General features: G+C 44.1%; 14 protein-coding genes and 1 pseudogene. 13 read left to right on the top strand and 2 right to left on the bottom strand.

The window, feature by feature from the left end; genetic code table 11:
• Positions 1–48 precede the first annotated feature (48 nt).
• From liaF to ACU1JV_RS17230, 3 genes are read left to right on the top strand one after another with little or no spacing between them, the layout of a single operon-like run.
• Positions 49–696 carry a cell wall-active antibiotics response protein LiaF gene (liaF, locus tag ACU1JV_RS17220; protein WP_137079231.1) on the top strand — a complete coding sequence of 216 codons (648 nt, stop codon included), beginning with the start codon at positions 49–51 and terminating at the stop codon, positions 694–696.
• Between the two features lie 16 nt (positions 697–712).
• On the top strand, positions 713–1792 hold the full coding sequence (locus ACU1JV_RS17225; protein WP_013372996.1) for a sensor histidine kinase: 1080 nt from the start codon (positions 713–715) through the stop codon (positions 1790–1792).
• A complete protein-coding gene (locus tag ACU1JV_RS17230; RefSeq protein WP_013372995.1) occupies positions 1770–2420 on the top strand; it encodes a response regulator in 651 nt (216 codons plus the stop codon). The genes ACU1JV_RS17225 and ACU1JV_RS17230 overlap by 23 nt, the downstream gene beginning before the upstream one ends.
• Before the next feature lie 76 nt (positions 2421–2496).
• Here ACU1JV_RS17230 and ACU1JV_RS17235 read toward each other — a convergent pair whose 3' ends face one another.
• Positions 2497–2952 (bottom strand): hypothetical protein, encoded by a 456-nt coding sequence (locus ACU1JV_RS17235; protein ID WP_058712560.1) that lies wholly within the window; start codon positions 2950–2952, stop codon positions 2497–2499.
• A gap of 248 nt (positions 2953–3200) precedes the next feature.
• On the opposite strand from ACU1JV_RS17235, the gene ACU1JV_RS17240 reads away from it, so the two are divergent.
• The 3 genes from ACU1JV_RS17240 to ACU1JV_RS17250 all read left to right on the top strand — a co-directional run bounded on the left by ACU1JV_RS17240 (position 3201) and on the right by ACU1JV_RS17250 (position 7588).
• Positions 3201–3965 carry a YwmB family TATA-box binding protein gene (locus ACU1JV_RS17240; RefSeq protein WP_413986986.1) on the top strand — a complete coding sequence of 255 codons (765 nt, stop codon included), beginning with the start codon at positions 3201–3203 and terminating at the stop codon, positions 3963–3965.
• Positions 3966–4152: 187 nt separating this feature from the next.
• A complete protein-coding gene (gene zwf / locus ACU1JV_RS17245; RefSeq protein WP_413986985.1) occupies positions 4153–5709 on the top strand; it encodes a glucose-6-phosphate dehydrogenase in 1557 nt (518 codons plus the stop codon).
• Between the two features lie 298 nt (positions 5710–6007).
• Positions 6008–7588 carry a peptide chain release factor 3 gene (locus ACU1JV_RS17250; RefSeq protein ID WP_413986984.1) on the top strand — a complete coding sequence of 527 codons (1581 nt, stop codon included), beginning with the start codon at positions 6008–6010 and terminating at the stop codon, positions 7586–7588.
• A 151-nt stretch (positions 7589–7739) separates the two neighbouring features.
• Here ACU1JV_RS17250 and ACU1JV_RS17255 read toward each other — a convergent pair whose 3' ends face one another.
• Positions 7740–7973, bottom strand: a complete 234-nt coding sequence (locus ACU1JV_RS17255; protein WP_013372990.1) for a small acid-soluble spore protein SspI — start codon at positions 7971–7973, stop codon at positions 7740–7742.
• A gap of 157 nt (positions 7974–8130) precedes the next feature.
• On the opposite strand from ACU1JV_RS17255, the pseudogene ACU1JV_RS17260 reads away from it, so the two are divergent.
• The 7 genes and pseudogenes from ACU1JV_RS17260 to ACU1JV_RS17290 form a co-directional block, all read left to right on the top strand.
• Positions 8131–8799 (top strand): annotated as a pseudogene (locus ACU1JV_RS17260) (potassium channel family protein); the annotation flags it as partial.
• Between the two features lie 77 nt (positions 8800–8876).
• Entirely contained in the window at positions 8877–9665 is a 789-nt protein-coding gene (locus ACU1JV_RS17265) for a TrmH family RNA methyltransferase (protein WP_025675775.1), read from the top strand.
• An 817-nt stretch (positions 9666–10482) separates the two neighbouring features.
• The gene (locus ACU1JV_RS17270) at positions 10483–11058 is read left to right on the top strand and encodes a sigma-70 family RNA polymerase sigma factor (RefSeq protein WP_337683398.1); all 576 of its coding nucleotides are present in this window, start codon (positions 10483–10485) and stop codon (positions 11056–11058) included.
• The gene (locus tag ACU1JV_RS17275; RefSeq protein ID WP_446724608.1) at positions 11048–12118 is read left to right on the top strand and encodes a hypothetical protein; all 1071 of its coding nucleotides are present in this window, start codon (positions 11048–11050) and stop codon (positions 12116–12118) included. The genes ACU1JV_RS17270 and ACU1JV_RS17275 overlap by 11 nt, the downstream gene beginning before the upstream one ends.
• 125 nt (positions 12119–12243) lie before the next feature.
• Complete coding sequence (locus ACU1JV_RS17280; RefSeq protein ID WP_446724611.1) at positions 12244–12450, top strand: helix-turn-helix domain-containing protein; 207 nt, start codon at positions 12244–12246, stop codon at positions 12448–12450.
• Positions 12451–13560: 1110 nt separating this feature from the next.
• Complete coding sequence (locus tag ACU1JV_RS17285; protein ID WP_013372983.1) at positions 13561–14262, top strand: response regulator transcription factor; 702 nt, start codon at positions 13561–13563, stop codon at positions 14260–14262.
• Positions 14259–15245, top strand: a complete 987-nt coding sequence (locus ACU1JV_RS17290) for a sensor histidine kinase (protein WP_058830357.1) — start codon at positions 14259–14261, stop codon at positions 15243–15245. Before ACU1JV_RS17285 ends, ACU1JV_RS17290 begins: the two co-directional genes overlap by 4 nt.
• The last annotated feature ends 21 nt before the right edge of the window (positions 15246–15266 follow it).

A 15266-nucleotide genomic window follows, 5' to 3' on the forward strand; every position in this document is an offset into this window, starting at 1 on the left:
CGCCACTATGGCTTTTCCTTCCGGTATAAACAAAAAAGGGGGTGCAGCATGGAAAGAAGAAAATCAGCCTTGGCACTGGCAGGGATTGGCATCGGGATTATCATTTTATTCGGTCAGTGGATTGGGTTCCTCTCCGTGTTTGCACTGATCCTAATGTTGGCCGGAATATATAAGATTCGCAGTTCCAAAATCAAAAAGGGCTATACGATGCTTGCCATCGGTGCCGGTCTGTTGGTGCTGGATCATTTGTTCTTGTTTGTAGTGATCACATTGGCTTCGCTGGCTGTGTTCTATTCACGTTCCAGGAAGCTGCATAAAGGTCAAAGCTCTATATTCAAACACAATTTCATATCCAATCATAAATGGGATGAAGTGCCGTGGAGCTTGCGCAGCACAAGCATATGGCATGTGGTTGGTGATGTGGATGCCGATTTGACGCTGGCTCTTCCAGAGGAACGTGAGCCCGTCATATTTTTACAGGGGATCTTCGGTGACATTGACATCACGCTGCCGGATAATTACGGTGTAGAGGTGGAGATGTTCGTATTGTTCGGTCAGATTCAGTTCGACCGGGATCATGAGGCGGGGATGCTCAATCGACTGGTGTGGAAGTCTCCTCATTTTGAACAGAGTGAATATAAAGTGAAGTTTGTCGTTTCGTACTTGGCGGGCGATGTCCGTATTCGATTTTATTGAACCAGGAGGAACCGGGATGAATCACAAAAAAACGTCCAACATGGTAACCCGCAGTATGGGTGAAGGTATCCTCCTGTGTGTTGTTGTGGGCGTAGTTGTCTTTTATATGCTGTATACATATGGATATGTGAAGTCGTTCCCAACCTGGGGAATGATACTGAAAGTAGCAGGAGCCGTTATACTGGTGTTGATTGGTACAGGGGCAATGTACGGATTTTATGAAAGTTATCGCTTTAAAAGCAGACTGGAAATGTTGAGAGAGACATTGCTGATGTGGGAAAAGGGAACCCCTGCACGTGAGTTGCCACCTCTAGGGCATGATGAGCTTGGCAGACTAGGAGAGCAGTTGGAACGAATCGGGCGTAAATGGCAGGAACAAGTAACGTCTTTACAACGCTTATCTACGGATAATGCTCAGTTAGCAGAACAGGCACGGATGACTGCGATTGTGGAGGAACGGCAGCGGCTGGCCAGAGAGTTACATGACGCAGTATCGCAGCAATTGTTTGCTATTTCAATGACAGCGACGGCTGTGGGTAGGACGCTGGACAAGGATTTTGATAAAGCGCAGCGTCAAGTTGCATTAATTGAAGAAATGTCCTCCGTGGCACAATCCGAAATGCGGGCGTTACTACTTCATCTACGGCCTGTCTATCTGGAAGGAAAACGGCTTGAGCAGGGTTTGCGTGATTTGGTACAGGAATTACAGGCAAAGGTACCGATGGAGATTGATTTTGAGATGGAAAGCGGAGTACAGTTGGTTAAGGGCATTGAGAATCACTTGTTTCGCATTGTTCAGGAAGCGATGTCTAATACATTGCGTCATGCCAAAGCAACTCGTATGGAAATTCGTATTGTGCAACGCCCGGATTCCATTAGGTTGACGATTCGGGATAATGGTATTGGTTTTGAAATGGATGAGAAAAAGCAGACATCATATGGATTATCCACCATGCAGGAGCGGGTCAGTGAAATTGGGGGAGCTATTCAGTATATAACGGCTCCGGGAAAAGGGACACGGATCGAGGTGTCTGTGCCAGTTATTTATGATGAAAGCGGAAGGAACGATGATCATGGAAACGGAATTACCGATTAGCGTACTGCTGGTAGACGACCATGAAATGGTGCGGATCGGGCTTGCGGCGGTGCTGGGGACAGAAGAAGGGATTGAAGTGGTCGGCGAGGCCGGTAGCGGAGAAGAAGGCATACGCTTAGCATCAGAGTACAAGCCAAATGTGATTTTAATGGATTTGGTCATGGATGGCATGGATGGTATCGAAACGACACGCCAAGTGACACGCCTGCTTCCAGAGACAAAGGTGATTGTACTGACGAGTTATTTGGATGATGAGAAAATGTATCCGGTCATTGAGGCAGGGGCATTCAGCTATTTGCTTAAAACGTCTCGTGCTTCCGAGATCGCGGATGCGATCCGTGCAGCTGCACGTGGACAGTCCGTACTAGAGTCGCAGGTGGCCTCTAAGATGATGAATCGGTTTCGCCAGCCACAGGCTGAAGCGCCCGCACATACGGAGCTAACAGATCGTGAGATGGAGGTTCTTCGCTTGTTGGCACAAGGGAAGTCTAACCAGGATATCGCAGATGAACTGATTATCGGGATTAAGACGGTAAAATTCCATGTCACGAACCTTCTCGCCAAATTAGGAGTGGAAGACCGCACACAGGCGGCAATCTATGCTTATAAGAACGGCTTAGCAGAGTAAATTGTAAAACGACGAATACAAAGAACCGGAGACGATGAATGGTCCTCCGGTTTTTTTGTGTTCTGTAACACGGTGTTTAGATAAGGAGGAATAGAAAGGCGATTAAAGCCAGATCTAGTACAAGTCCTGCCCCGTATCCATATCTACCACGATAGCCTGCTCTGCCGTTTCCATAACCCCTATTTCCATTTGAATCAAATGCGCCTACGTTATAAGGAAAGTATGGATTTAGAAGTTCGTCCGGCGGTCTATTAAAGGAATTTAGCTTGGCAGAAGAACGAGCTTTGTTTTTAGAGTTCTTTTTTTGCTTTTTAGAGGAGTTTTTTTTAGCTTTTTGTTTTCCTTTGTTACTGTAGCTTCCAGCATAGAGACTACCAGGAAAGGAGGATGGATATCCGTTCAACATCAGCTTACCTTTGCTACACCCACTTAAGATGCCAATGTGTCGTGTACCATCACGCATAACGGCACAGACCATCCGTCCGCCATGAGGTGCCACATTGGCTTCATTTACTGGATAAATGGGAAACATGATTTCACCTCTTTTGGTGTAAGATGCGTTGTGATTATAGTCTATTCTTATCGTGCCTACGGTGTATGGTCGAACACCCAGTAGGCGAATGAATATTTCTGAAAGGTTGTGCTGACTTCCTCTGCGTATAAAACCTCTGGCAACGGGCATGCTATTGATAGATTCATAGATTTCAATCGAGCCGAAAAAATAAGCATTCCATTGTGTGTATGCGGAGAATAAATGGTTATGGAGGGGGAAGAACGGCCATGTTAAAAGCAGAAATGATTAAAAAGGGAGTTATTGCATTTTTGGTATTAGGAACGGTGTTGGTACTGGCTGGCTGGCGTTACGGAACTCTTCAGACCAACGGAACTGATTCCCGTGAGGCAGAAGCGGCTTTACGCTCGTTATTAATCCTCTCGGATCAAACCCCGGGTACACTGGATAAGCTGGTTGTAAAATGGCAAGGCGATTGGATTCCTAATCATGGAGATCCGGCAGATATAGTGGCACAGATAGCTGAGCAACTGAATATACCCACAGCAAGCAAACTCGTAGAAAATGGGCACACACTATATCGCTCTGTTCGTGATCGTGAGGATTTAAAAATTCGTTTAAATATGATGGAACGTCAAGCTGGACAATGGTATGTAGTCGTTCAACTGGAAAGCAGCGACACAGGACGTGAGCAGTTGATTCAGCTTCATAAGCTTTGTGCCGAGCAATTACATTCGATAGGGGTTCAAGCGCAGTGGAACACCTCCGTTCAGCGTTCGCTGCAAGCAAAGGAAAGCGTGGATCAACTGATGAAACGGACAGAAGCAAGCTTAGCAGGGGATATCTCCATGCAGGCTAAAGAAAGATACACAGATGCAACCACTGTAGCTGTATCTTATGAAGCTCCAGAACTGCCATTAATCGTGCAAAGCGGTGAGCATCAAGTTCAGATGCAGATGGCGGTACATGAAAATAGAGCGCAGCAAAATAAACGTATAACACTCGGTTTTCCGATTATCACAATTGAATACTGACTTATAAGGTAAATTTATGATTCATCGGATAGCTTATCCATGTAGAATATGTTAAAATGTCATCAAATCTTTAGTTCCATGTTTTTCGAAAATCAAGTATGATCTTGTATAAATATACACAATACTACATGCGGATTTCGAGGATTGTGGATTGCGGAATCTTGACATGGGAAGAATGAGGTACTTCATGGCTGACATACCTGTTAAAGAATCTCTTGTGACACAAGGTGCAGTTCTGTTTATTTTTGGTGCTACGGGCGATTTGGCTCGCCGCAAGTTATTTCCTGCTATCTACAGCTTGTACCGCGAAGGCAAGCTTGCTGAAGATTTTGCTGTTATTGGTGTAGCAAGACGTCCCCGCACAGAAGCAGAATTCCGTAATGACCTGTACGCTTCCATACAGGAGTTTAGTCGCTACAAAGCAGAAAATGATCAAGAATGGCAGGCATTTGCCGAGCATTTTGAATATAAATCGCTGGATATCAACAATGTTGATGGGTTTCATGAGCTGAGACAGCAGACGGAGGCTATAGAAGGTAAGTTTAACATACTGGGAAATCGGTTGTTTTATTTGGCCTTGGCGCCTGAATTATTCGGAAGTGTGTCGAAGAGCTTGAAAGAGGGCGGCATGTTGGACGGCAAGGGCTGGAATCGTCTAGTTATAGAGAAGCCTTTCGGTTACAACCTCGAGTCTGCACAAGAGTTGAACATCGAAATACGTGAAGTATTTGCCGAAGAAGAAATTTATCGAATTGATCACTATCTTGGTAAGGAAATGGTACAAAATATCGAGGTGATTCGCTTCGCTAACGCCTTTTTTGAACCACTATGGAATAACAAGCATATTGCCAATGTGCAAATTACGCTGAGTGAAACGGTAGGGGTGGAGGAACGCGGAGGTTATTATGATCATTCTGGCGCTTTGCGCGATATGGGACAGAACCATATGCTGCAAATGCTTACGATGATCGCGATGGAACCGCCTAGTCGTCTGTTACCAGAGGATATCCGTGATGAAAAGGTGAAAGTGTTGCGTTCACTACGACCTTTTGAATCGTCTGAGGATGTGAAGACCAACGTGGTACGTGGTCAATATACTGAAGGCAGTTACCGCGGTCAGCAGTTGCCAGGGTATCGTCAAGAAGACAAGGTTGATCCACAATCGAATACAGAGACTTATTTTGCTTCACGTGTGTTTGTAGATAATTTCCGTTGGGCTGGTGTACCGTTCTACATTCGTACAGGCAAACGTCTCCCTGTAAAAACTACGGAGATCGTTGTGGAATTTAAGAGCATGCCAACCAATGTATATCTCGGTCAAAAGCATAAGCTGGAACCAAACTTGCTCGTCATTCGGGTCAATCCAATGGAGGGCATTTACATTAAAATTAATGCCAAGAAACCCGGTTCGGAATCAGATATTGAGCCGCTGGCTATGGATTTTTGCCAAAGCTGTATGGTGGGGATCAACTCACCGGAGGCGTATGAACGGTTGCTGATGGATGCGATCGAGGGTGATTCGACGTACTTCACGCGGTGGGATGAGGTTGCTACAGCGTGGGGATTCGTTGATAGAATCGCCAAAGCATGGCAGCAGACCCCGGATACACTGGAAACCTATGCTGCAGGCTCATGGGGACCTGATGGTGCTCACAAGCTGTTAGAGCAGGATGGCTATAAGTGGTGGCCGGTTAGCGGTCAGGATGAAGATAATGTCATCTGGCGAGTAGGCGGCACTCAGTAATCCCGATTTGTCATGCATCCCCCTATGTCCTGTTTAGGATGTAAGGGGATGCTTTGCGTTCGGAGTATGCTATAATAGCTTAGTCTCAGGTTTTCAGTTTGCAACTGATTATATGTTAAAGGCAGGCTAAAACATGTAAATAGATCGTATTTATCATGAATATGGTGACGGAGTATGCCGAATACTGGAGCTAACGGCAATGAGCCGATGAACTTATGAACATAGGCGTGCATCATGGCCTTTTTATGAATAGCTTGAGCAGAAATGCAATGGATTTGATCATGAAGGGATATGTGAAATGAGTAAAACAACAGATATACTTCAACAGGAAGTCGACAAACGGCGTACGTTTGCGATTATTTCTCACCCGGATGCGGGTAAAACGACACTGACGGAAAAGTTGCTGCTGTTCGGGGGCGCTATTCGTCTTGCAGGTACAGTCAAAGCTCGTAAAGCCAGCAAGCATGCGACGAGTGACTGGATGGAGATTGAAAAACAGCGGGGGATTTCGGTAACATCCTCAGTGATGCAATTTGATTATAATGGGCATCGCGTTAATATCCTGGATACCCCGGGTCACCAGGACTTCAGTGAAGACACGTATCGCACATTAACAGCCGCAGATAGTGCGGTCATGCTGATTGACGTAGCAAAAGGTGTGGAAGCGCAAACGATCAAGCTGTTTCAGGTTTGTGCGAAGCGCGGAATACCGATTTTCACCTTCATTAATAAGCTGGACCGTGAAGGACGCAGTCCCTTTGATCTGATGGAGGAGCTGGAACAGGTTCTTGGTATCCGTTCAGTGCCTATGAACTGGCCGATTGGTACAGGGCGTGATCTGTGCGGTGTTTATGACCGTGTCAAAAATCAGGTTGAGTTGTTTCAGGGAGATGACCATTCCACGATCAAAGTACAAAAAGTGGAAGGTTACAATGATCCGATTATTCGCGAGATGGCGGGCGAATATTTGCACGACCAATTATGCCAAGATTTAGAGTTGCTTGATGTCGCAGGTGACCCTTTTGATATGGAAAAAGTACAGCGTGGAGAATTAACGCCTATTTTCTTTGGAAGTGCTATTAATAATTTTGGTGTGCAAACATTTTTGGAAAACTTCCTTCAGCTTGCTCCTAAGCCGGAACCGCGCCACAGTACAGTTGGGGGAATTCAGCCAACGAACGAGAAGTTTACTGGCTATGTATTTAAAATTCAGGCCAATATGAACCCGGCTCACCGTGACCGTATCGCATTTTTGCGTATCGTGTCCGGTAAGTTTCAACGTGGGATGAGTGTTAAGCATGTTCGGATGGGCAAGGAAATTAAGCTGTCCCAACCACAGCAGTTCTTGGCACAGGACCGTGATATTGTCGAGGAGGCATTTCCTGGAGATATTATTGGTTTGTTTGATCCGGGTATTTTCCGTATTGGCGATTCACTCAGTCAAGGCAGCGAGGTTGTATTTGATGAACTGCCGACCTTCTCACCTGAAATTTTTGCGAAGGTTACTGTGAAAAATGCTTTGAAGCACAAGCAGTATCTGAAAGGTATCGACCAGTTGACCGAAGAAGGTATGATTCAGGTGTTCCGTACGGTAAGCTTTGATGATACGCTACTAGGTGTAGTCGGCCAACTGCAATTTGAAGTATTTGAATACCGCATGAAGGGTGAATATGGGGTAGATGTACAGCTTCAACGTATGCCGTTCCAATTTGCACGTTGGATTGTGGATGAGCAGATTGATCCGAGCAAGTTCCGTATCAACTCTACGCTGGTAAAAGATAAGAAAGGCAATTATGTAGCCTTGTTCGAAAATGAGTATGCCATGCGTACGGCTATAGAAAAAAATCCGACCGCTAAGTTTTTGGAAATGGCTCCATAAAGTTTTATATGCAGTGCAGTCTGATTTCAGTCATTTGATATATACCACGAATAGTCCACTCGACATGAATGCGAGTGGACTATTCTCATTTTCGAATACGGGTAAAAATAATGAGCACAATTAAAGCATAACAAGAAGTGAATTGCTAGGGTTAGGTTAAGGGCACAGGTTTGATTTTATCGATTTGTTCATGTGCCAAATGGACGAAATCCTGCTGCTGGTTTGGACTCATATGCTTCCATGCGATTTCAAGAATGACACCTAATCCAGGCAAAGCGGCTTCCGGTCCATCCACTGACCCAATAATCATATCCGTAAGATCAGCCTCTGATTTGCCGTGAACTTTATGAACAATCGCTTGTCGTAAATCCATTGTAATGGGCATGTGTACCTCCCGTATGTTGTAATAGTGATCGAATGTATTATGGCTTGGGCTGTGGCCCAGTATACATGGAGAAGCATTTGGAATAAGGATGTCAAAATTTATGTTTGTAGCATGATATGCTATACTATGACGGACAGTATGGTGAGCGGGAGGTAAAGAAGGAATGGCAAAAAAACAGTATGCGGTCATTGGCATGGGGCGCTTTGGTTCCAGTGTTGCCAGCGCGCTGAGTGAGATGGGGTTTGATGTACTTGCTATCGATTCGGACGAGCAGCGTACACAGGAAATGTCGAATATTGTGACGCATGCAGTGTCTGCCGATTCGACCGATGAGGAAGCACTGCGAGCACTGGGTATCCGCAATTTTGACGTAATTGTAGTCGCAATTGGTGAAGATATACAAGCCAGCATTCTTACGACATTGATTCTCAAGGACATGGGTGTGCCTGCTCTTGTGGTCAAAGCACAAAATGAACTGCACGGAAAAGTGCTGCAAAAAATAGGTGCGGATAAAGTGGTTTATCCTGAACGGGATATGGGACTGCGGGTAGCCCACCATTTAACGTCTCCTAATATTTTGGATTATATTGAGCTGTCCAAGGACTACAGTATTTTGGAGATGCGAGCCGCTGATTCCATGATCGGCAAAAATTTGAAGGAGCTAGACATACGGGCACGCTTCGGCTGCAATGTAATGGCGATCCGCAGAAACCAGGAGATGAACATTTCACCGTATGCCGAGGATCGTCTGGAAGCGGGTGATGTGCTGGTCATTGTGGGTCACAAGGACGATCTAACCAAGCTGGAACTGGCTTTTGCAGCTTAGAGAGGTTTGATGTTCAAGTACAAGTGATGCATCATTTATTTTTAAAGAAACAGACCTAGAAACGGAAGGTTAAACCAATGGAAATCATTTCACCGAATAATGCACGTGTAAAAGAATGGTCGCAACTCCTCGAAAAAAAGCATCGCACACGGCAGCATAAATATATTGTCGAGGGTATTCATCTAGTGCAGGAAGCGCTGCGTTCGAACGCGGCTGTTGAAAGCGTCGCCTATGATTTGGACAAGGGGATTCCTGCCGAGCTGAATGGTCTGGATTCAGCCGATCAGCCGGTGGAATGGATTCCCGTGTCGGCGGCGGTCATTGCCAAATGCACCGATACCAAGACGCCGCAGTCTGTCTTTGCCATCGTGCGTAAGGAGGAGCGTAGCGCATTCGCAGCATTGCTGGAGCAACCAGATGCGCTGGTGATGGTGCTGGACGGTGTACAGGACCCCGGCAATGTAGGCACTATCATTCGCAGTGCGGACGCTGCTGGAGCCGCAGGCGTTATATTGGGCCATGGTTGCGCCGACCTATATAATCCCAAAACGATCCGCTCCACGATGGGATCATTGTTTCATCTGCCAGTGATCGAAGGCAGTCTGGAAGAGCTTTTGCCGCAGGCCAAAAGCAAAGGTGCCCGCTTGCTCAGCACCTCGCTCGATGCAAGCTTATCATGCTATACCATAGATTTGCGTGTATCCACTTGGCTCGTGATTGGCAACGAGGGCCAGGGTATTTCTGCTGCTACCGCAAGTATGGTGGATGAATCAGTATTCATTCCAATGCAGGGACAAGCGGAATCACTGAATGCAGCCATGGCCTCTACGGTGTTATTATTCGAGGCGATGAGACAGCGAAGCTAATACCTGAGTGTTTATTATTCACTGATTCGAGTTTTCATGTTTTTATAGTGAAAATGGACAGGGTATTTTATATATGATGTTGTAAGATAAACCTCTTCATAAGAATAACTTAATAGCTTAGATAACTTGACAGTCCCGATAAATAAAATTATTTTTGGGGCTGTTTTTTAATTTTTAGACAGAAGGAGGGCTAATGAGGAACAACATAATCAAACTGAATTCTCACAGATCATTGGGGTATCACAAGGAGCATTAATAGAAGCATAGGTTTTTTCAGCGTACAAGTTGATGAGCTTGAGTCCAGATTAATCTCAGACGTAAAAACACCTACAAGGTTATCTCCATATCTTACGACATGGCTTGATTCTCTTGAAGATGTTTTGATGTGTCTCACGTTTTGGGATCAGCTACGTCGTTAAGCAACAGGGGCCTTCACAATTGTAATCATAGTTTGAAACTTAAGCTGCATAGCAGCCAGTGTTGCGTTTTGTTGGCTTCGTCTCTTGCAAATTGGGGGTCTTGGTAGCCATATTCAATTTGACCTAACAAATTATTGTCTCTGATTTTAGTAGAAATATAACCTGCTGCAGGCCATTTTTACATCTCCAGACCTTGTTATAATCGTCCGACAGCAGGCCCAATTCTTTGAGCTTACCGTTCAATCTGACGGAAAGAACAAGATGTCTTCCACGCTTTCATGCCGCTACTCGCCTTCTCGCAATCCATAGACTCCCAACCGAAATCATAAAAAACCGAACCTTTTTTCCATCGAGCGACAATATAGGGTGTAAGCTGCTTACTTAGGAGGGCCCTCTGAATGCAAAGTGAATCTATGTACCACGTGCTCACAAAAATGATTGAAGGAGATCAGCAGGCGTTTCACACGTTGTATGATGCCACCTATAAGGATGTCTATCGGACTGTCTCTTTTCTGGTGGATCATCCGCAGGATCGCGAAGATATTATGAATGAGATCTACATGCAAATGTGGACCTCGCTTCCCAACTACGATCCGAATCGTCCTTTCCACTTCTGGCTGCATGGCTTGGTCATCCGACAAGTGCAAAGATTCCGGGTGAAAAGCTGGAGGAGATTCCGAATTTTCGAACGCATCCGTGTCTTTTCTCGGGAAGAGCGTCATTGGGATCAGACCACGGTGAAGACGGATGGGACAGACCCTGAAATATCGAAGGCCATGCACAAGCTGACCGATAAACAGCGAACGGTGATCATACTACGCTTTTACCACGACTATAGGCTGGAGGAGATTGCGACATTACTCGATATTCCGCTGGGTACAGTTAAGTCCAGATATCATGCCGGCCTGCAGTCGCTTCGAAAACACTTGGGAAATCTCTCCTTGGAAAGGATGGAAAAGAACAATGCCTATTGAAAGCCAAATCAGCGAGTACCTGCACCAAGAAGCAGAGACCATGGAATGCCCCCCGGCTGTTGCCAAACGAGTCGAACAATCCTATTCTCAATACGTACAACGGCAAAGGAGCAAAAAAACGATGAAAAAACGATTGATCGGCAGCATCGTCGCTGCAGTAATTATGATTCCAACCGCGGCATTCGCGGCCCCTCCCCTGATTGAAATGATTACGAGAACACCGATGACAGCCAAACAAGTCAAGATAGATGCGGTTGGCCAAGCAGCGCTTGAAAAGTTGTATCGCTCTTATCCGGAAACCAAGTCGTTTGAAATTATCGACGCCAGCCAGATTGGAGGAGACCCCGCGAATACAAGTCAGGGGAAAGCCATTCAAACAAGCATCGTGCTACAGGAAAAGGGAGCTCACGGCAAAAAGGTCCGACTTGATTTGAACGGTATCACGGGTGAAATCGAACAAGTGAACCAAGAGAATTGGGAGCCTCAGGAGAAGCCGGTCAACTCCTTAACCGATCAAGAAATCAAATCGAAAGTAGATGACCTCATTAACAAACTGTACGGCAGCTCCAGTAAGTACGAATGTAACATGGAGCCGATGCAGACACCGGACCAAAAAACATTTATATTGAACTACACCGAAAAGGGATCAACAACGCCGTTTTATCAGGCATTCGTTCAAGGGAATACGATCAGCGTTTCTCTGATCGGAGGCGGCCCTGCTCCATCCGTGGAAGGCTTTTTCATGACTAACGGCAAGCCTGACTATACTGCAGATGCCTTTTTAAACGATGAAGAGCTCTTTTCTTTACTTCACATGAGTCCAGCAGACTTGAAAGAAGAATTGGCAAAGGGGGCATCTGTCGTCGAGATCGCAGCATCTAAAAAGATTTCCAAACAACAAGTCATGGACGTTATCGCAAGTACGCAGGCTAAAAAACAAATCCAAGCCGATCCGCATGGTGGAGCTACTGTTGACGATCGTACGCTGGAACTATTGAAACCGATTCTTGAACCCAAAGTATTGAAAGTGATTGAACACAAAACGGAAACGCCTTGGTAGGGAGAGCAATACAGAGTGTATGGTGTTTGATATAGTTAAGTAAAACGCGATAAACGAAACAAAGAAAGCTTCAGACTGATTCATCCGGTCTGAAGCTTTCTTTTCATTTGTCAGCTCACTATGATTTGTCTCACGTTATGGGGTCAGTCCCAACAGTACACATATCTGAACTTCGATTGAAAGAGGCGAAACATGTATTCAAGTCAACAGAGTGGTCCATGTCTGATATTAGTGAAGAATTGCGATTAGAGAGTTCATCGTCGTTTACAGGGTGGTTTGTGGACTGGGAGGGAATATCTCCGCAAAAATATAGAATTCTTAATAAGAGATAATAAGGACACTAAACTTGGTAAAGAAATTTTTTAAAAAGAGTTTATACTATAAGTCTTGCTATTCTTTGACTACAACTATAGATTCCTTAAGCATGGCATTGTATCAAGCGAATACCTTAAGCTTAACTTTTTGGTTTGAGATTGATTTTGTGAAAGTTAAGAAATGAGTGACATTAATAGGAAGGAAGTTGTATCTTTATGACAAAAATTGAGGGCTTTTAACATTCCTCAGCTCCGATTACAAGAAGATATTTTCCGGAACAACTTTGCGGACGTCAGGTGGTATAGGGGGAATCTTGCTCCATTACGTATCGCAGAGTTTAAATCTGAACTAATTGAAGGAAGAACTTTTGTTGACACTAAACAAACAACTCGCGAACTAGACTGCATAAATATGTGAAGTTTCACAATTTCCATTGAAAGTACGATCCGTGATTTTGAGAGCATTCTTTCTGAGTTGAAGCTAGGTATATCACTAGCGGAACAACAAGGGGATACGACAAACAGAGGTGCAGTTTCTTTATCTAAATAAGTTTGAAGTGTAGATCACTTCAAGAGAGAAGTGCATCAAGTCAAAATTAAGAGGCATAAGCGCGGGACATTCCTATGGGGATTAGTAGAAATACGGAAAATGAGTCGGGTCATAGAACCCGACTCATTTTTTTATAAAGACACACGCTTCTGATGATCTGAATTCTTTATACCTTACAACAAAGTAATGTTTTTGTAAGCTTTGGCTGTTGTTCCTTAGATAGAAGCTAATTAGTATGGAAAATAGCGAGCCGAGGAGAGAAGTGAGCAAAGTATGAAATATTCAAAGCATAAAATTAAAGAGGTATTTAAGTCGAAATTATGTTGTAATGAAACGTTAAAAAACTATAAAGAGATCATGATTACAGTAATAGTTATCGCCATTATAATTATCATGTTAATCACTCTGGTGTTTGGCACCATGCATATCATTCGGGATTCAATTTACACCATGAGACTCTCCTAAGCTACAAATAAAAGGAATTCGGTTGTTGTTATTGCTTGGACGATCAAATAAAGGCATTATATAGAGAAAATCATGTGATTTAAAATTCAAGCACTAAGAAGGTAGAAAACACGATGCATAAAATATTAATCGTAGAGGATGACCCTCAAATTAGCTCCTTACTCCAATCCTATCTTGAGAAATATGGTTATCAAGGAGTTGTCGTTTCAAATTTTGATCAAGTCTTAGGTGTTTTCCAGAAGGTAAAGCCTGATTTGGTCATACTGGATGTGAATTTACCTCGTTTTGATGGATTTTATTGGTGCAGGCAAATTCGTACTCAATCTACTTGTCCCATCCTGTTTGTGTCCGCGCGTGATGATAAAATGGATCAGGTCATTGCTTTGCAAAACGGAGCAGATGATTACATTACCAAACCGTTTCATCCCGAAGTACTGTTAGCCAAGGTAGAAAGCAATCTGCGACGTGCCTATGGTTTATATGCAGTTGCCCAAAAATCACGCACCATAACAGTGTCAGGCTTAACTTTATATCCTGATACTATGGAGCTGGTGTTTCATGACAAGCAAGTAGAAATGAGCCATAAAGAAGCTGCACTACTGGAGCTACTGATGACATATCCCAAGCAGGTTGTAGGGAGAGTTCATCTCTTAGAAGCGTTATGGGATGATTACCAATATGTAGGAGAAAATACGCTGAACGTTTATGTTACCCGTGTCCGTAAAAAGCTGAGCGAACTGGGGTTGGAGGATATTATAGAAACGGTTAGAGGAGCTGGATACCGGCTGCACTTGACTGAGGAGGAAGAACAGTGAAGCTGTTTTGGCGTGATCATTTTTCCATGATCATTTTTAATATTATCCAACTTTTTCTTGTGTTGAGTATTTACTGGATGGATGGTTATCGTAACTTGTCGACCGCCTTGTATTCGGTCTTTTTTGGGTTTATCCTTTTGCTGGTCTATTTGCTATTTCGGTACGTCATGTATTCTGGTTTATATCGAATATTATCCACTGCTAACATTAGAGATTTAGATGAGCTTATTCAGATGAAGGTACTTAATCCGTTAGCCTCTTCTTTACAGCATTTGCTTTTGCAGTTCTACCAGTTGTACCAGTCTCGGATTCATCAATTGGAGCATCAGCAGCGTGATCACATCACATTCATTAACCAGTGGGTTCACCAGATGAAAACGCCCCTAGCTGTGATTCATTTAATTCTCAAAGGAAAAATAGATCCCGAGTCGGATCAGATTCACGATGAGATTGATCGAATGGGAAAAGGACTGGACATGATTTTGTATATGTCACGATTAGAATCCTTTGAACCAGACTTTCATGTAGAGCCTGTTGTATTACGAAAGCTGGTTAGTGAAGTGATTTACGATAACAAAAGGTTATTGATCCGCAACGAAATTTATCCTTCCAATGAAGTGGACGAGCAGTTGAGTGTGATTACCGATGCCAAATGGTTAAGATTTATCATTAATCAATTGGTGACTAATGCGATAAAGTATTCTTCAGGTTATGCCCACAGCCTGAAATTGATATCTGACGTAAGAGATCATGTGATTGTGTTGAAAGTACAGGATGAAGGGATTGGCATCCCTAAAAAAGATATAGAGCGGGTATTTGAGGCTTATTACACAGGTGAAAATGGACGGAAGTATAGTGAATCTACGGGGATGGGGCTCTATTTGGTGGCAGAAATCTGCAAAAGGTTGAATCATGACATTCAACTCACATCGACGGTAGGTGAAGGAACGACTGTTGAAATTCTGTTTCCAATACACCCATAAGAAACCTTACAACACATTTAA

This window comes from Paenibacillus sp. T2-29 (genome assembly GCF_052921365.1).